Source organism: Paraburkholderia sp. IMGN_8, from assembly GCF_038050405.1.
In the GTDB taxonomy this organism is placed as follows: Bacteria; Pseudomonadota; Gammaproteobacteria; order Burkholderiales; family Burkholderiaceae; genus Paraburkholderia.
In genome coordinates this window covers 4,209,100-4,227,778 of the sequence record NZ_CP150901.1, presented here as the reverse complement: position 1 = coordinate 4,227,778, position 18,679 = coordinate 4,209,100, and the positions used below count along the sequence as shown (strand labels likewise).

The window sequence follows — 18,679 nt, the reverse complement described above, 5'->3', positions numbered from 1 at the left end:
TCTTGGGAGCATCGTATCCACTTAACGATAGGTGGACACGTGAACACTATCGCAGAAGAAGAGCACGGTCGAACGGCGGCGTCGTCGCCGCTACAGCCAGGAGTTCAAGGCCCAGGTGGTTGCGGCGTGCCAGTGTCCAGGGGTGTCGATGCGGCAAATGTCACTCAGGGACGCCGATTTTCTCGACCGCCCCGCCGAAGGATTCGGAGCGCTTGTGGAGGCTCTTCAGAGCGTCTGCGAGATATACATCTAGCGGTACGATAGAACTGAGGCCTTCGACGATCAAGGGTTTTTCTGTACCAATATCGACCTCTACGTCGCTCGAACCGAAATGTTGTTGCTCTATTGGCAACCACGACATCCCGGAAATCCACTGGGTGACCGACGCCAATGAGGCTGCAATATTCAGGCCTCGAGTGAAAAGTCCAATTGGCATTATGGGAAAGCGAGCGTCAGGACTTCGGGTCCCACCGTAACCTTCAATGAGAACGACACCGCTCACAGTCCAGAGGCAGCTCCCAGCGGCCACTGGCCCGGGCCCAAGCGCCCTTTGAGCAATAGCATCCGAGTTGTTTGCGATCCAATCGACCTTCCTTCGCACTTGCCGCACCTTCTTCAGACATTCGCTCTTGCGGTTGCGTACCTCTTTAGGGTCACCCGGTGGCAAAATCCAACGAAGTTCGCATACGAGAATATGGTGCGACCCCTCGTCGATCAGAAGAACGTCGATTTCCTCCTCCGTCCCTCCGCCCCTGAACGTTCTATTGACTAGCATTGCGCAGTTGGCCGGCACCGACGCCGTCGCAGCCAGTCGACCTACCATCCCCTTTTCGAAGAGACTGCTCTGAGAATTGAACTGAACTGTTTCGGTGCGGGCCATCAGGCTGAGCACGTTGCGCTCAGCATGTGAAGATAGAAAATGAATGCACGGGATAGCAAGCATTTTCGCCCCAAGAGGCACAATCGGCTGCAATGCAGGGTCAGGCGATTGGGTCCGGTTTCCCAGCGTAAGTCGACTAACGAAATCTCTCGCGGTGTTTTTTGATACCCCGCTCAGTCGCTCAAGGTTCGCGACGAGCTCATCGTGAGAAATGACGAGAAGCAGGTTCGATGGACCGCCGCCACGAACTCCCTCGGCAGCGGCACCAAAGTGAATGGCGACCACATGGTATAAGCATCGAAGTCCGAGCGCTGCCAACAGCTCCGACGTATCGGCCTGACTTCCCCATGGGAATCGCCACGACTCGGGAATTATTCGCGGCGCCCTCGGATAGTATCGAGCAAGCTCCTTAGCCAGCACGCCACGAAAGGTGTAAAACAACAGTTCACGCTCGGAGTGGACACTTCCGGCGATTCTGCGCACGACGTCAGGAGCCAATGCGGGAGCACTTATCCACGTGAAGAGACGTGTCGCAGGGTCGGTTTCTTCGTTTTTCCCGATACCAAAGAATTCTAGCGCGACGTAGGACTTGTCGTGATGCTCGAAGTCGACGGTGAGTCGCCAACTGTCCGACGTCTCGACGGCAAACGCGGTCTTCGCGTGCAGTGCCGAACATAATTGTGCCACTGAAGAGTAGTCCACTCCCGCAACCATCAGCTTGCTGGCGGCTATGTAATGCTTGGGTAAGACTTTTCTGGGTACCGGTGCCCACGAGCCATCGGTCGACTCACGTGCGATACGCTGAAGCGCATACCTCATCGAATACTTGTATTTATCGATGTAAAAAACCAATTGCGCGCTTGGAAGCGGCGCAGCCATCCCAACGAAGAAGTTCCGCTGCATGTCTTCCGAGGCGGTGAGGCAGTACCACGTCGACAGCCCACTATTTGGGTGAGGGATCGGCCAGCGCAGATACGCCTGGTCGAGCAGCCGCTCAACGGTTTCAACGCTCATACTCTTTTTTGCACTATGTTTTGTTTACCTGCGCGAGCGTCAGCCCGGCTTCCCGCGCGTACAACGAGGCTGCGTCGGTATTGGGCCGCATGTCGGAGGAAAGTGCACGAGGGACGGCCGCAAACGGGACGCCCGCTCTTATAGAGCTATCCTAGGACTCCGTCCCTCCCGTGATCGCGCGATTGTAACAAGGGAACTGCCCGCGAATCACGGGGGTAGTCTTGCAACTATCTTATGCGACCGCCTGCTCGACCGGCGACTCCGACGTTGCAACAACGTCAGCCACGGTCGCCTTTGCCTTGCCTGTGACGCGCTTGCGGGCGACTGCCTTCTTGGTCGCGGCATTCTTGAGTCTCGGAGTGGGCAGCGCCTTTTTCGCAACAGCCTTCTTGCCCGTCGACTTCTTCGCTGCGACCGCCTTCTTTGCGACACCCTTCTTCGCCGCAACCGCATTCTTGCGCCCGATCTTCTGAGCCACCGCTTCTTTAGGAACAGATGGCGTTGACTCAGCGTCCGATTCAATCAGAAACTTCGTGCGATCTTTCGCACCTGCAAGCCACGCGGGCGCGGGACCCCGTCCGCTCCAAGTGGCGCCCGTCTTCCGGTTAATGTACTTCGCCGGCTGCTTGCCTTTCGGTTGTCCCGTATGTCCTGCGCCGTTCACAGCGGCCGCCGACTTCTTCGTAGACGATTTTTGAGTACTCGCAGTCGCGGATTCGTTCACACCATCAGCCAGGAACTTGCTACGGTCCTTTGCATTTGCAATCCAGGCAGGCGCACGTCCGTGACCGGTCCATGTCGCGCCGGTATGTGGGTCACGGTATTTCGCTATAGACACAGCCGTGGCACCTATAGCTTTGCGGCCCGGGGTCTTCGTTTCACGTCGAACCTTTGCACTCGGCTCAATGTCCGCCGTCGTCAAACCATACTTCAACATGAGTCCTCGAATCTGATCGACTGCCTCCTGCACTTTTTTCGCGATCAATGCGTCTGCTTGCGCCTGAAGCTTCTTCACCCGATTCTGGATTTGTTCTAGCGTCGCCATATTGAACTCCGTTTGGTTAAGAGAATGACCGCACTATGCCATGCTCATATCCGCTAGTGTTGGCATTTCCAGAACAATAGAACGGTTTGCACGGACTTTTCAAGAACAATGAGCGACTCGGCGTCTTCGGAAAGACCCTACGACATTCGTTTGAGCGTCCACTCCGCACTGCGATAGCTGCAGATCCCGCAGCTATTAACCTGGCGAATGTGAATTCCCTGCTCCCCTGACGTAGCGGCAGTAAAAAGTCGACTCGCCGCCCCTTTCAACGCATGCCGCTGCGTGCAATGCGCACAGGCTCATTCGAACGCCCTTTCAGGCGAAAGCGCCGTTGCCACATCCACGACGGTGACTGATCCTTCAATGAAACGCTTCCTTCCACAAAAAATGAGGGGGAAGGTCCGCCGCACAATTGCACTCGGAACACGACGGCAGTAACGTAGAATGCCTCTGCTGGACTTACGCTCGGCGGGGGCCGATAACGGCAAGAAATAACGAGAGACCATGTCAAACAGTCACGAAATCAAAAGCGAGAAGATCCTCGTCAAGGATATTTTCTCCAACATGTGGTTCCGCATCCCTGAATATCAGAGGCCTTACATCTGGTCGCGCGACGAAGTCAACGATCTGCTCGACGACCTTTCCTTCGCTCTCGCAGAAAAGCCGGATCAGGAGTACTTCCTCGGATCATTTGTATTTCAGTCGAAGCGCGCAAACCCAGGACTCGGCCAGGACTTTGACGAGAACGACCTTCTCGACGGCCAGCAGCGGATGACGACACTGTTTCTACTGTTCGCATGTTTGCGCGACCTTTCTACAAGTAGCAATGTGCGAGCGAGTTGTCAGCGCTCGATTTTCCAGCAGGGCGATGACATCGACGAGATCCCGGAGCGCACACGCATCGTCTTTGCTATCCGGAAGGACGTTCAGGATTTCGTCGACGAGTTTGTGAAGGTGGACGGAGGTACCAACCGTGAGACAGAGCTTGAACAGCTTGCGACCCGGTCCGAAGCCCCGTCCATCCGGAACATGGCTCGTGCAATTCTAGAAATTCGACGTTATCTCAGCGACCCAGAGCAGCCCGTGGTATTGGAGGAATTCCTTAAGTTCCTGCGCAACCGCGTTCTCCTCATCTACATCGCGACCGAGGACCTTGACGACGCATTCCGGCTCTTCACCGTTCTAAACGCCCGAGGCGTGCCTCTGCGCAACAGTGACATTTTGAAGTCAATGAATCTCGGAGCCGTTGCGCGGGAAATTGACAAGACACGGTGTGCCGAACTTTGGGAAGACGCGGAAAGCGAGCTCGGCGACGATTTCGACCGTTTCCTGAATTATCTACGCACCATTCTCCTGAAGGACAAGGCAAGGTTGAACCTGCTGCAGGAATTTGAGCAGAAAATTTACGATCCGAAGGAAAAGGACAGGGCTACTGGCCAGAAGAAGCCGGCATTGCTAACGAAAGGTAAGGAGACGTTTGAGTTCATTGAGCGCTATCTCGACCACTATGCTCGACTGCTAGGCGGAGAGAATTACGACGAGACGGACGCGAGCTTTGAATGCGACAACCTGATCAAAGTCATGCTAACAGGCCTTCCCTCCACGGACTGGATTCCCCCTGCCCTGCGCTTTTTCGACCGTTTCAAGCATCGTCGTCTCTTCGAATTTTTGACCCTATTGGACAATAAATTCTCTGCAGACTGGATTGCTCAGTATACGCCGACTGAACGGATCGACAACATGAACCAGATCATTCGGGTCGTCGAAAGTGCGCGTAGTCCAGATGACGTTCTCAACGACGCGTGTTTTGGCATTGACGCCGCCGGTGTCGATCGCGCTATCGAGGCTGCCGTCTATGGCCGCCGTTTCACCCGATATCTACTCATCAAGCTTGATTATCTCTACCACGACCACGCACACCGGATGGCGTTCGAGTCGCTTTCCGTCGAACATGTGTTACCTCAACACCCTGCACCCGAAAGTCAATGGCGCAGGGACTTCACAGACGAACAACGCGTGGAATGGACAAACCGGCTTGGCAATCTTGTACTCATCACCACGAAGAAGAACACTGCGCAAGGCAACGCAGACTACGATGTCAAGCTGAAGAAGTATTTCTCCAAGAAAATCAATACCTGCCCGAACTCCCTGCGTGTACTCAAAAATGCGCGGTGGACTCCTGCTGAATTGATGGAAAATCACCGGATTGTGCTTAACAGACTACGAACGCACTATCGCATCGCTTGATATTTGCCTAGGCGGACGGTGTCAGTCACCGTTCGCGTACACATCTCACTGCCTTCAGACCGCCCGCTGCGTCGACTCGCTGCCAATCTAAGGTCGATGCCGGAAACCACCGCACAATCAATGTGCGACTCAGATCGGTCTGTAATCGAGCAGTATCGAAACTCCGAGGTGGCTGCGGGCGCCGAACTCAATTTGCTCGGTGGCAGTCGACTTTCGCCGTGCGTCCCCCTAGCCCATCGAGCATATGGTCTCACTACAAACAGCAAAAATTCCACCTGATCGAAGTATCGCCAGACAATTCCCATTTGCACGCGACGGTGATGCAAGCAAGTCTCGCTGCATCACCATCCTGAAAAGCCTCACCCGTGCGGATTGACTCTTCAGGTGACGCAGACCCGAGAGAACTGTTCACCAATGAGACAAGCTTCTAGCGGGCGCGCGCTGGCTTACCCACCGCCTGGCTGCGTGCAGTTTCGCAATAATCACGGCCTTTGATAGGTTATTGTTATCCATCTCGATTCCTAACCAGCCAGAAACCCACTTGCGTTGGCACTGCGCGATTACTTCCGGTGATGCTGGACTGCCCGAAACATTCACCGTTCCTTCGGTCATTCGTTCTCCTGGAAGTCCTCACCTTTGCGATGGGTTGACCACCCTTCCACTGCTCTTGACTCCTGGAAAGGCTCACCATCCTGGAAGTCCTCACCATTCCCGACGCTCGATCTGCATTCTCCGGACGAGAAATTTTCGCGGTAAACTATCTCGTCACCTGAAGGAGTAGCGCATGTCGCAATACAGTGAGCTCTCAAAGCACCTTGAGGAGCTAGATCGTAGAATCGAGAAAGCGAAGCGAAACGAATATCCTGGCGAATCCACGAAGGACTACTCCTGGCCGAACCCCGTCCGACATTGATCAGGCGATGTGGCCCGTCGTTGATCGTCTTGCGATCAAACGGTGTTTGCCTCGAGCGGTGCCCGCAGACACATTGCCGCTGTTCGGACCAACGTCGCTACTCCGTCCCCGTTAAGAAGCGAACCGGCCTGAAACTGTTACCGTCGTCTCTCCTGGTGCTGGGCCGACGAGGGCCCTGGTTCGGCACGGTCTGTCAAGATGCGCACCGCCCCATCGAAGATATTGTGGCGAAAACACACACCGCATTTTTTGCTCTGAATACTCCGCAAACGATTGCTTATACTCTGGGCACCTCTTTCTCCGAGGCGCATCGTATGCGGCAGGAATGGCTTGAATATCTCCAGCGACTTGGCTGGAACACTCCGATGACACTGGCGTTGGCGTCAGCGGCAGCCGGCTCTGTCATAACGCTCGCGTGGATATCAGCAAGGGATGCCAGCGAGCGCAAGCGTCAGCGACGCGACGCTGCATTGGAACTTGCGCTATCGCTGGAAAGTTACGCTCGGACCTGTCGGACAATGATGCATAAGGCCGCTTGGGCAGCAGCGGAGCCCGCCGGCCCCATGTGCCGCGAAGCCAGCAAGGGCGTCTCCATCCCCGCCTTTGCCTATCCGGACAAGCTTCAGTGGCACGTCCTGAGCCGCAAAGTGATCTCCGAACTGCGCGAGTACCCGGCAACGGTGCACGCCGCTCGGGAGTATGTGGAAGCGTTCCGCGAATTCGCTGAGCCGATCGACCTTTGTGGCCAGGTTGAATACGAATGTGCGAAGGCTGCGATGGCAGCGTTAGCACTTGCCCGGACCACGCGCCGGCGGCATGGAGCCGCGACATGGAAGCCGGGCGCCAGAGACTCAGCCATGGAGCGCGAACTGTCCGACTTCATCGCGAACGCTGAAGAAAAGCGCAAGGCGTCGCTCGAGCGTCGAACGGAATCCACGATTGGTCGGCGAGCTGACGCGCAACAGTTCAAACAGGCCCTGAGCGCCTGAAACATTGAAAAAAGGACGGATATCAATCCGTAAGGCGTCTCACGGACCCAAAGCTACCAGATGATTAGACGGAGAACGGTCGCTCGGCGGTCGAGTTGATGGGCTACGCGCCGAGGATCCTTAGCCTCACTCCTCAAACCACCATTTATTGGTAGACAACAGAATGCCGCCTTTGACCGAACTGATAAGTTCGACGTCACACTAGGCCGAACCAATGCTCCCGCTACGTCGTATTTCCTTAAAAGTCGACGCAATGTCTCTCGACGAGCGCTTGCTGGTGTCCTACGGCGTACCGCAAGCGGTTTCGAAATACATCGGATCAAGGTCGATGAACTCATCACTTTGGGTGCGTAATCGACGGTCCAGTCCAGAGCAAAAAGCGCCAACGTAGACGCGTATCCCTTGGCGCATGACCTCACGAATCGTAGGGAGATAGGCACCGTCCCCAGAGAGGATGCAGACCTCGTCAACGGAAGAATTGTACGAATGGCGCAATAGAGATGCGTCGGCACACGGGCAATGGCCGCGTAAAACTGAAATTTGAAATTTACGCGGCCAAATCTTTAAAATCAAAGACTTCGGACATCCAGACGGTTCAGTGCCAAGCTGTAGCTTCCCGAGTGAGTGGGGTTGCCGTTTGCACAGGTGCAGACTGTCGTGGTGAGGTATCGTTGACAGTCAGTCGTCGTTTGGTGAACGTACGTAGCGGCGAGAGCGAAGGAACCCCTCATCCACAGACAAAACTACGACCCTGACCGACGTATATTCGACCCGCCCGCATTCGTCGGCCCCCGCTTGGTCTGGCTTGCCCGAATACAAGAACTCATCTACATGCCCGCCGTGATAACAGCGCTCAAGTGTCCAAGGCATTGCGAATACTTCAGCGACGCCCACGTCCTCCAGCCCGTCCTCATCGGCGCCGAAAGGCAAGAACATCACCCGGGCGTCCGGGTGAGCAGTATGTAGGCGCTCAATCAGTTCAGCAGCGGTCATCTCTACTCCTGTTTAGTACGTTGGATGAGGGGTCGCGCCATGCCCTGCATGCAGCCATCGGCAAGTGCTCGGGCAGTTACCCCTAGCAACGGCGGCCTTTCTGTGGCAACGAAGCGTTGCTTTCGGCAGGAGCGGCGACTGCTGGCGCGGCTATGACCTTATGTCACGGACTTTGAAATATGTCATCGTCGCTGCTAGAGCCGACCGGAAGGAGTGGTGCAGTCGATGGCAAGGAATATTTCGGGGAAGTCAAAAACGGGGCGCTCTTGCTGGATGGCGTTGAGTATAGTTCACCGTCTGCGGCAGACTGCAGCGTCACACAATCTCCAGTCAATGGTTGGACATTTTGGCAGTGCCTGCGTCCAGGAGACGCACAGTGGATTCCAATCAACACGCTGCGAGTGTGAGATGGGCGGCCGAATTGACGCAGTTCAACAAATGGCTCTTGTTTGTTGACCTCGCGCCTGTTAGCCGCGCACCTGTTTCACAAATGTCTTCAGTGCGGAAAGATACCTCATGATACGTGTCTGCCGTGTCTACTGGCTCTTCCTCGCGCGCTGGCAAGCCTCGAATGACCCGAAGCTTTCGACGCGCCCACGCTCGGCGCGCCGCGCGGGCGAATGCCCTTTCAGCTTCTCGCGATGTATCTGTGGTGATTTCGAATTCGTGGCCGTCAATGTACCCCGATAGCGAATAGCCTGATGGCCGTTGCGTGAGCCATGCAACATAGCCCCATGCAAAGACCTCAGTGGCCACTTTTCGTCTCCTGGCGTTTTTTAACGCGGGAAAGGGCCGCTACGACACGACGAACAACCTCGACAATGCTGTCTGCGCCAGCAACAGGAACTTCCTCCAGTTCCTGTCGGAGGTCGCGGGTATAAATGAGGACACGTGCCACTTCGTCGACAATGCTCACATCCAGCCGTGCCTCCTCGACGTGATTCAAATCTCCCGCTTCGCTGCGTATAACAAGTACGGTGGCCGCGTCAACACTCGGATAAGGGCCCGGCGGTGCAATGTATCCACCAGCTTCCATCGCCTCCAGCGCGCGTTTCCAAAGATTCGTCCTCGGGTCGACGTCGACGGCTGCCACGTACGTCGGCTCGAGTTCCTCTGGCCTGTAGTGGCCAGCCCAGATATTTACGACAGTTCGCGACCAATCGGCAGCGTAGGCGCGGGCCATCTGGCGCAGGTGACGATAGCTTTTGTACTCAGCCAGTGCTGCAAGCGGAGTGAGACCGCCTAAGTTGCCCTGCATCGAGGAAAGGTATCCCAACCGGCAGTCTGGAGGAGCAGGCACGAGAATGCGACAGACGGACTGCAAGCGCCTCCGATCGACTGACGGGTCTGTGAGGAGGGCTGGAAAATATTGGACATCATCTACGGCAATTGAGAAGACGCTTCCTGTCGATATCATCCTTGCAAGTCGTCTTTCACTCACACCCAGGCGCTCGCAGAACTCACTTGATGTCAATAATTCCTTGCTGCGCACCATCTCGCGACGCGCCATCAGCGCTTGTCTCTCAATTTCTTCGCGAAAGGTCATTGTGATCTCCTGTGCCGAATTCAGGACCACCAACGTCAGCCTGACCGGACGACTGGCGACGCATTGCCGGTACGTGCGCTACCAACCAAGTACCTGCTGAACTCGCACCATTACCCAGCGCTGTTCAGCCGCAGACAGATTCCAGAGACCGGCCGTCACCTTTTGTGCAACGCCTTCACCTACTCGGGCAACAGTATGCTCGCGGGTCCATGAAGGATTCTCCAACTCTTTGCGTACACAGTACGACGCAAGCTGCTGGGCCAAATCCTCACAGGCGCCATACCGTTCCTGCAGTTCCTCGTCTGTGAGACCAACACGATATGTACCGCCGATGCGTCTGACAGCGAGTTTAGGATGTGCGCCAGCTATGGATACTGTGCACGGCCCGCTGGGGAAATCCTCCGGGACCACCTGTTCTGTCGGCACGCTACCCTCCTATTCCGATGAAATCGATGGGTTTCGCCACCTGTTCTATCTACATCAATGAGAGCGGGCGCGCCAAAGTACCTGGAGATATCGGTGAGGTGCAAGTTCATCTGGTCCAGATAACGTCGGTGCACACCGGCCAAAACCACAGTGCATGCTTCTCACTGGCGTAACTCGAGATGGCGCGTCAGTACCATCACCTTCTACCTTCTAAAAAGGCGACCCAGTCCCACAGATATGCGCAATCCGTCGGATCGGGATCACTTGCAATAACTGGACAGGTGGACAGCTTCATGTTCTGCCTGAATAGTTTTCGAGCTGGCTCAGGAATTTCCCTGAACCGTACATAAGGTATCGGCCGCTCGTCGTCACTTTTATGGACTGGGACGTCGGGCAATACCGGTCGCTCAGGTAGTTCCTCCCGGCCCGTAAGCGCAACAGAAATCCCTCGGCCGACAAGGTCCCAAATGGTCGCGGACAGACAGCAATCGCGATTCATGCCTATTCGTACCATTTCTCATCCGGATCCGCCGAGATCCCGAGTCCTGACGCAGCACTAAGGTGTAGATGGACGCGCTCGCGAAAGTGTCGAAGGAGCGATTGTGCGCGGCCGCGAAGCGCCCCTAAATCTGTATTCTCGTCCGCTGTCGTCAGGTCCATCAGAAGTTCTCGTGCGCGCAATACCGCCTGGGTGCGCTCATATGGAGTCGTCATCGCTGGTTCCCTCTGTAATGTCAGTGGCCACACGCGGGCCGCTACTCATTGGCTAAATCATGCCGTCCTCTGGTTCACCGCTCTCAGCGTCTTCGTCACCATCCCCCGACGCAAGCAGAAGCCCCTGTCTCCAATTTGGCACCAGTTCGGCGGTGACGTCGGTCCATGACCCGATTCCCCATGCTCTTATTGCGATACGCCATACGTATTCCGCATCCGAATCATGGCCAGCTCGCCCAATCAATTGGTATCGGCTCCCGTTCTCTGTTTTCCCTGTGCGCGTTGCCGGGTCAAATTCATTGATTGGCGTACTAACCCGACCATCGCCTCGGCGGATATCGAAACCAACGAAATGACGAGTACCCCTGTCAGATTCGCGAATCGACCATCGCTCGAGGAAGACCTCCTCGCCATGAAGCACCGTGTACACTGACATATCGGTCTCCAAATTCGTGGCTGGGCGTTATAGCTCGATTGTGAGGGCCGGGTTAAACGCAGCGTTCTCGTATGGAATCTCAGGCGCAGTGCGATTACGACCAGGGCGACCACGGGGATTACACACAACGCGGCAATCACCGATCCGATAATCGCTGCTCCAGTGCCCGTGACCGTGCACCCACAGATCCGCTCGTAGAACAAGGAGTTCAACGTTTGTTGCGCGTGCCGCCGCAAGCACAAGCTCGCGGTTTTTCTGTGGAACTGACATTCCTGAAGGCATGTGATGTGTTACCACCACCGTTTTCCCGGCGAACGGCTCCTCAAGACGCGCGTTCAGCCACAGAAGGGTCCGCCGCTGATGCCCTATCGGATCCTCAGGTTTAAACACTTCGCTACTGTATGACCAGACTTTCCTGTCTTGAGCTGTTTTGCCCCACCTTGCTCTCAGTGCGTCGTCCAGGTTCAACGGAAAGCGGTGATAGTCCGTCCAAAGACTGGTGCCCAAAATTCGAACGCCGTCGTAGACCCATTCGTCGCTTTGCAGCACCCGGACTGAGGTGCCGTTTGCACGCACCTTCATCTCATGGACGAGTGCGGGATATTTGTGTCCCAGCGCTTCATGGTCCCCAAGCACGTATGCCACTGGCACGCGACAGTTTGCATAGAGCTCGACACCTTTGGTGCCAGTGTGGATGTCGCCAGCAAGAACAAGAAGATCAACATCCGAGACTATCGATAGCGGCGCCGCCAGATCGCTGCCCGGCGCAGCGATTTCGTGATGCAGGTCAGATGCGACTTGGATACGCACATCACCTCCGTGTTCTTGTGGCCTGCGTGTCCAACGTGGCGAGCTCAAACAAAAACAACCCAGTGTCAGATTCGACTTGCGAATCGTTTCAAGCCCGTTGTGGCAACAACAATTCCCCTCAAGGCACCACCCATCGCGTATCGCGTATCGCGTGCGGTGATGCACACCTTATGGAACGACGTGTATCGGCTGGAGCCGCCACCAGCGATCCGGCCGGATTGTCGACTGCTGTCGGCTCGTTCGCGCCGGACCTATGAACCGGTGTGAACTGGCCTCGCAGCGACACTTTCAGTATGGTGCACAACTAGCTAAGATTCAATCTAAGTTTAGATTTTATCAGTTTATATATTGTATTTCTTGCTGCACACTACGCCGTGCTTGGCATAGGCTCAAACGGGCATCGAACCGGTCGCAATGGTTGACGATCGCCCCGCGCGTGGCCGCTTGGTTGTCCGGGATGCGTAGAAATGTGGCGTAGCTTTGTCCGGAACGTGTCGAAATCTGGCCTACTTTTGTCCGGAACGTGTAGAAATCTCGATTTGGCGCGTCCCTGTTTATTCCCGGCGACACGACACGGAGATCCGCTCTGGCAGGTTGCCGACTGATGGAAGCCTTTTTGATGAGTCGGAACACAGTGCGCCGCTTTGTCACCAAGGCTGGGCGTTAATCGCGCAAACGAGATCTGCGGATCGGCGGTACGCGCCGTCCGCTACGCGTGTTTACGGGTGACGGTTGCGAGGCAAACGTGATTGAAAGGCGCAAAGCGAGTCAGCGCTCTCCTTGTGACTTTCGGTGCGCGTGCTATGCCTCTTTTCGTCCGATGAGTCGCGTTTGCTGCAGTTTTCAGGCTATCCACACGCACTAAACCCAGAGGCTATGCGGCCCGCTTTCGCTTGATTCGAGTCGTACGCGGCGGTGCGAGCGGTTTCTCAGCGGCGAGGAAAATGGCTGACAGCGGTTGACCAAGTCGCGCCGACAGCGCAACGAGGACATCCAGGGAAACATTGACTTCGCCAAGCTCCAGTAGTGACAGGAACTGGCTCGATATGCCGCACTCCCGCGCCAGTTGAACTTGCGTGAGGTCCAGCGCCCGGCGCAAGGAACGAATGACTCTACCTACGGGAGGACGTTCGACCATTACGATCCTTCGTTTGACGTTCGATAGGCATTATCAATATCTGATGTGCCTCGCACAGAACGCGCGCGACTTTGATAACAAAAGTTTCCACCGAAGCCACGATAGCAGTCTTCTTCACAGGTTTCGGTTTGGTTCTGTAATGTTATCAATTCGGTGCAGATAGGCAAGCGCGGTGGCTGTGGCCAGATGCAACCAGTCGCTAGCCAGGAGCGTGCACGCTTCGCTATCGGGTCACCCTAGATACTGTGCTTATCTTGTCAAACGAAGAAAACTCGATGACCGCGCGGAGATTATGCAAACGCGTTACCGACGGCACAGGCAGAGCGAACGCAACAAATGCAGGCTACAACAATCTACCGCAGTAAAAAGCAGTCATGTGAATGGGACTTCGGGTGCACGAAATCTCGAACGCGAAAGCCAACCTTTGTCGGTTCTCACGCGTCTTCGTCCGAGTCCAATTCAGAGTTCAGCCTCCTCGAAAATTCGTCGGCATCGTAATATCTGCCAGCCTCTTCGAAATTCTGCGACATAGCTATCTCCGGTGGTAGATTCACCATCGTATATAGTCCCAATTTCCTCTATTCCGTAACGCAGGGCGCCGTGCGCAACGCTCATGGGCGCAGCGACTTCGTTGCCGCCACCTCCCGCACCGTCGCTACATTCGTCGAGACTTGTATCTCGACAAAAGTCATCGAAAAATCGCGAGAAGCTCGCCTACGTTTCCACGCGAACCAGTAGCGGCACTAATGGAGCGTCGAGCCGGGAACGTGATGATTTCGGCGCCAGCGTACAACTCCCGTGCAGCACGACAATCGTGATTCGAGATTACGACCGGAACTCCTCTTGCAGCGAGTTCTCTCGACAACTCGGCTAGCTCACCTTGACGTGCTACTCCGAAGCCGTCTGCGCCGTAAGCGCGGAAGCTCGCGCTGTCATCACGGTCTAGATAAGGTGGATCGCAGTAAACAACGTCTCCAGGCGTGGCCAGCCGCATAAGCTCGGAGAAGTCACCGTGAACAAATGTTGCCCGTTGCGCTTTCTCCGCGAACGCGAGAATCTGCTTGACTGGAAAACCCGGGACTTGCCTGGGGTGGCCGTACGGTGTGTTGAATTGGCCGGCCCGGTTGTATCTGCAGAGACCATTGAAACCAAATCGATTCAAATATACGAATCGCGCGGAGCGGACCATGACGTCACGCTCATGGTTAAATGCATGTCGTACCTCCTGATACCGTTCGGGAGAACGGTAGCTCTCGTCAAAAAATGTTGACGCCAACGCGATGAACTCATGTCGATGTTCGACGACGCATGTGTATAGGTCGATTAGGTGTTTGTTGCTGTCGCCAAGCAAGTACTGGTCGAAGTTTTTCGCATTTAAAAATACGGCCCCCCCGCCAAGGAACGGCTCAACAAAGCGTCGTCCTGCCGGAATAGCTGGGATGATATGATTTAACAAACGGCTTTTCCCGCCCGCCCATTTGACGAAGGGCCGTGTGGTCTGAGTTGCCTGAGGCGTTGGATGAATGGTCATCCAACGTTAAGCGAGCGGCTTTTAGCCGTTCCCAGTTCTCAGCAACATCACCTAACCGAGTCCGATGACGACACTCGTCAGCCCTTCAGCGATGGTGATCGAGATTTCATCTGGATCGAGGTGATAGCTCGCGGTTGTGACCCGCGCTGCATGCCGGCGGACATGCGATTGCTCGTGTCGAGACGCCCAGACGCGCATGCGCATCGCGTCCCTACTCGAATATCGGAGACGCGACTGAACGTGAAGCTGGCTGCGTACCGCTAAAAACAGGTTTTGTCACTGCTACGGTTCGACGAACCAGCGCGACCATGCAGCCATGTTCCGCAGGAAGAGTTGCTGATTTAGGAACACGGTGCGATTCTGGCGATTGTGAATGCCGGCTCTATCGTGAGCGGCGTCGATTACTCATGCTGATGGGAGCATCTCATGGTGTGCATATCACGCAGACTTTGTTTATTCAGCGTCTCCCTCATCATCCGAATCGGTCGCTACCATCCCATACGCGCACGCCACCAGACGCCCGCGAGTCCTCACGACACCAGGGAAGAAACTACTTTTTGTTGAGGCTTCGTCCTACTGCTGCACCTCTCGGCAACAAGTGCGGCGCATACCTGAGCACTCGGTGATACAAAGCCACATCGTTCATCGCCAACAGTTTCAACTCACCGTGTTGCCGTAATGCGTCACGAAACTGCCGCTCAATATCCTCGACATCTTCTTTGCTCAGGCCTCGCTTTGATGTGTTTTGTTTACTTAGCCAAGCCCAGATCGAACGGCAGGGCGCCCCGGTCAGCTCAGCTATTTCCAGAACACTGCGACCTGCTGCAAATAGGCGTGCTACTTCCTCTTGAAAAAATCTGCCGTATCGGATGATTCGCACATTGCGTGCCTGACCATTCTCGACAGTGGAGTATGTAAAACTCATGCCACAACGGCAGGCAGCGAACCACTCGTCTTTCGCCCGTTCGATGTGATCCACCAGATACCTATTTCCGTGATCTGCTGCGTGATTCACGCAATACGGCCAATCGAAGCCAGCATGTGAGTCGGCAGTCGCCCTGAGGAATGTGCCAAGGAAAAATGCATTTGCACGTGAAGAAAACACAGAAAAATAGAAATCCTCCCGTGAAAGTTGTGTCGCGGTGTGAGTGAGATGTAATCTGTGCATCAACTGCAGGAAGTCTTCCCCGTAATATGCGATGTAGTCTCGCGCAAGCCTTCGGACGTCAATATTCTTTTTTGAACGAAAATACCCCGCCTGCACAGCGCTACGAGTCCAGTCAGATGTATGAACCGGGGGGTAATACTGAGTCGCATCGTGAAGGACACGATTGCCTGCTATAGCAAGATCAATGCAATGCTCTCGCTGAACGCTTGAGAAAACGAGACCTTTCGATATGTCACTGTCGCGTCGATTTCGAGGATCAAATCGATCTAGCCATTTTGACAAGCGCGGCATCTGCCCTAACGCACATCGGTGAATGTGACAAAACATTGTGCCTGGTAGCTGATGTGAGCGTCGCCAGTACTCAGGTCTTCCTGCATCTCGGTCTTCGGCAAAGCACATTTCGCAATATCTCAGCTCGTCAGGTACTATAAGCCCGCGTCTGCATCGCCTGTGTCTCGCTGTAGACAGTAACCTGGCTCGTTCAGCCGGGGGGGTCAACGCGTATAGGAACGGAAATAGCGTCAACTTATTCAAAACCTCCTCCCAACCGAACCCCCAGCATCGAGCAGTCTCTCGAGCGATAATTTCGGTTGCCCCAAAAGTGCCCCACCCTATCTGGTCGAACTGAAAACCGTAGCTCAGGTGTCGGAAGCGCGTTAGTTTGAACACCAGTGCGTACCGTGAAAATGACCCTTCGAGTAGCTCGTCGTCGAACGGGCTGAATAGATATAGCGCCATTGGCCAGTCTGCTCCCGTTTCTGTTCTGGCAGAACACATTTGTTCAAATTGCAGCAGCACACTGCCGGACACCGCTTCCAGCCATAGTTCGACACAATGCGCCGCACCGTCGACAGGTTCTTGCTGATTTTCGCAACTGCACGCTGCGGCCTCTTTAGAAACTTATATCCGGGCCGCGTGCACGTCGCACCGGCCTCCGGATCATTACGCGCACCAGATGCATCGCTACCCACCACCTTCGCTCATCGGCAGTTGCAGGCAAGGGGATCATCAAATAACCTCTTCAGAGGCAGGATGCCGGGACTCAGTGAACTGAGGCTCAGCCTTTTCCGCCGACGAGTCGCCCTTGTCGCGTGTTGTCCCCTCTGCTGAAGATGCCTTTTTGCGAGAACGAAAGCCTGCAACGTGCGAATGTTGCTGGGCTTCGGCCGTCTTCGTTTCCGGCGCCTGGTTCGGCCTCACGGAATCATTTGAACCCACAGAATCTCCCGTCGGTGTAGCCTCCGGTTTCGTGTCATTGCCTGCGTCTGCATCCGCCTCCGTTTTGGGGATCGTCACGCGACAGCGATCAATGGCCTTGCGCACGAGTTCGATGGCATCAAGTGCAGGTTCCTCACGCTGAATCGTCGCTACTTCCAGCTCAGCCGAGCCCTGACCTATTCCCAAGTTGACAAGTGTCCCCACGGCCCGATAGAAAGTGTTGAGGCGGCGGTATTCGTCGCGCGCCTCGTCATACTCAGTTCGACCGTCGTCGGTCACCAACTTTTCGATGTACTCTCGAACTTCGGTGATAGCGAGATCACTGACAGTGGCAAGCTTCTTGATATCGCGACTTTCGATCGCTGCGAGCAATCCGCTCACAATGCTGAAAGCCTGCTTGGTCGCTGCCACGATGAGCGAAGGGGTCACTTCCTGCGCTTTCGTGACGATACCTGCGTGCTGAGTTAATATCCACGCAAGTGTGATGAACGCCGGTACCCCGGCGCTGACCGCCATCAGCGCATCATGAACACCTTGTTTGTTCGTGAACGGTGTAGGCAAGAAATCCAGTCGCGTGACGCCGTTCAAGTACAAATCACGTTCGCCAGCAGTTTTAGACTTAGGTCCCTTGCGAAACGGCTCCATAGTCATGGTTCGACCCGCCATGCGTCTCGCAAGACGAAATGCTTTCGGGGCTAGAGTAGCCACTTCCGGAGTACCGATGGCGAGGACAGGGCACGAATTTTTGTTCAACATGTTAACCAACATATCGAAGACCTCGCGCTGATCCGTCGCGCGCATCGCATTTTGAATCTCGTCGATAATGAGAACACCGACCATGTGATGCAGGAGGACATTACCAACTTTCTCAACGTAGTCGGCGCTGTTTACTCCGTGCTTCAACATTTCCCGCTCGTAAAATGTCCCGAGAAGATCGTCAACCCATGCCAGAATCGACTTGCAAAGCGACTTGATCGAACCGTTATGTGGACAGGTTACGTGAATCCAGACTACCTGATCGCTAAGGAACGGTCGACCGTTGAATGACTCGTGACCAATGAACCTGGGAAACTGGCTGACACCCAGCTTGGCCGCTGTGGTTTTGCCCACACCCGATATGCCGATAACCAGCATGGAACCTGAGTGAGACTGAACCAACTGTCCGAGGACATGCGCCTCCCCATTCTGCAGTGCCGCATACCTCCGTTGGAGAAAATCAGGCTCTTCCATCGGCTGCAGCAAGTGGTAATGCGTGCGTATGGCTGCATGCAGCCAGTCGCTTATTCTTATCTGGATCGGCAAGGCGATCCCGTTGAGCGAGATTCGTTGCACGGAAAGGAGTTTGATTTCGTCACTCCACGTTCGGCACTCCTGGCTGTAAGGCATTTCAAACTGTCGAAGGGCTGCTGTGGCTACTTCAAGCCGTCGATGAAATGGCGGCAACGCAAGGATAAGCGGGTTATCTCTGTACTCTGTCGGTTCAAGCAACGGATCGTGATATACCGCCGTCACGCCGTGTTTCCGTCGGCGATCAAATGGCTCATCCGTCTTCGTCTTGTCGTCATCCATCTGATCATCCACTTTAGTCACGTTCTTTGCCATATCGCCTCC

12 protein-coding genes and 1 pseudogene are annotated in these 18,679 nt (G+C 55.2%); 2 read left to right on the top strand and 11 right to left on the bottom strand.

What is annotated here, in order from left to right; all coding sequences use genetic code 11:
• Positions 1-160: 160 nt before the first annotated feature.
• Both WN982_RS40085 and WN982_RS40080 read right to left on the bottom strand, forming a co-directional pair.
• Entirely contained in the window at positions 161-1,894 is a 1,734-nt protein-coding gene (locus WN982_RS40085; protein WP_341317473.1) for a nuclease-related domain-containing protein, read from the bottom strand.
• 232 nt (positions 1,895-2,126) lie between these two features.
• A complete protein-coding gene (locus tag WN982_RS40080; protein WP_341317472.1) occupies positions 2,127-2,939 on the bottom strand; it encodes an H-NS family nucleoid-associated regulatory protein in 813 nt (270 codons plus the stop codon).
• 504 nt (positions 2,940-3,443) lie between these two features.
• Here WN982_RS40080 and WN982_RS40075 point away from each other — a divergent pair.
• Positions 3,444-5,186: a DUF262 domain-containing HNH endonuclease family protein gene (locus tag WN982_RS40075; protein WP_341317471.1), complete on the top strand. Its 1,743-nt coding sequence runs from the start codon at positions 3,444-3,446 to the stop codon at positions 5,184-5,186.
• Between the two features lie 1,227 nt (positions 5,187-6,413).
• The gene (locus WN982_RS40070; protein WP_341317470.1) at positions 6,414-7,088 is read left to right on the top strand and encodes a hypothetical protein; all 675 of its coding nucleotides are present in this window, start codon (positions 6,414-6,416) and stop codon (positions 7,086-7,088) included.
• A gap of 678 nt (positions 7,089-7,766) precedes the next feature.
• On the opposite strand, the gene WN982_RS40065 is transcribed toward WN982_RS40070, so the two are convergent.
• The 9 genes and pseudogenes from WN982_RS40065 to WN982_RS40030 all read right to left on the bottom strand — a co-directional run bounded on the left by WN982_RS40065 (position 7,767) and on the right by WN982_RS40030 (position 18,670).
• Positions 7,767-8,081: a hypothetical protein gene (locus WN982_RS40065; RefSeq protein ID WP_341317469.1), complete on the bottom strand. Its 315-nt coding sequence runs from the start codon at positions 8,079-8,081 to the stop codon at positions 7,767-7,769.
• A 745-nt stretch (positions 8,082-8,826) separates the two neighbouring features.
• Entirely contained in the window at positions 8,827-9,627 is an 801-nt protein-coding gene (locus WN982_RS40060) for a hypothetical protein (protein WP_341317468.1), read from the bottom strand.
• A gap of 927 nt (positions 9,628-10,554) precedes the next feature.
• Complete coding sequence (locus tag WN982_RS40055; RefSeq protein WP_341317467.1) at positions 10,555-10,713, bottom strand: hypothetical protein; 159 nt, start codon at positions 10,711-10,713, stop codon at positions 10,555-10,557.
• Between the two features lie 106 nt (positions 10,714-10,819).
• On the bottom strand, positions 10,820-11,203 hold the full coding sequence (locus WN982_RS40050) for a hypothetical protein (RefSeq protein ID WP_341317466.1): 384 nt from the start codon (positions 11,201-11,203) through the stop codon (positions 10,820-10,822).
• Positions 11,204-11,230: 27 nt separating this feature from the next.
• On the bottom strand, positions 11,231-12,013 hold the full coding sequence (locus WN982_RS40045; protein WP_341317465.1) for a metallophosphoesterase: 783 nt from the start codon (positions 12,011-12,013) through the stop codon (positions 11,231-11,233).
• Between the two features lie 1,826 nt (positions 12,014-13,839).
• The gene (locus tag WN982_RS40040) at positions 13,840-14,682 is read right to left on the bottom strand and encodes a Dam family site-specific DNA-(adenine-N6)-methyltransferase (RefSeq protein WP_341317464.1); all 843 of its coding nucleotides are present in this window, start codon (positions 14,680-14,682) and stop codon (positions 13,840-13,842) included.
• Between the two features lie 550 nt (positions 14,683-15,232).
• Positions 15,233-15,661 (bottom strand): hypothetical protein, encoded by a 429-nt coding sequence (locus tag WN982_RS40035; RefSeq protein ID WP_341317463.1) that lies wholly within the window; start codon positions 15,659-15,661, stop codon positions 15,233-15,235.
• A 546-nt stretch (positions 15,662-16,207) separates the two neighbouring features.
• Positions 16,208-16,588, bottom strand: a pseudogene (locus WN982_RS41115) (TniQ family protein); the annotation flags it as partial.
• A 270-nt stretch (positions 16,589-16,858) separates the two neighbouring features.
• Entirely contained in the window at positions 16,859-18,670 is a 1,812-nt protein-coding gene (locus WN982_RS40030) for an ATP-binding protein (protein ID WP_341317462.1), read from the bottom strand.
• Positions 18,671-18,679: the final 9 nt, after the last annotated feature.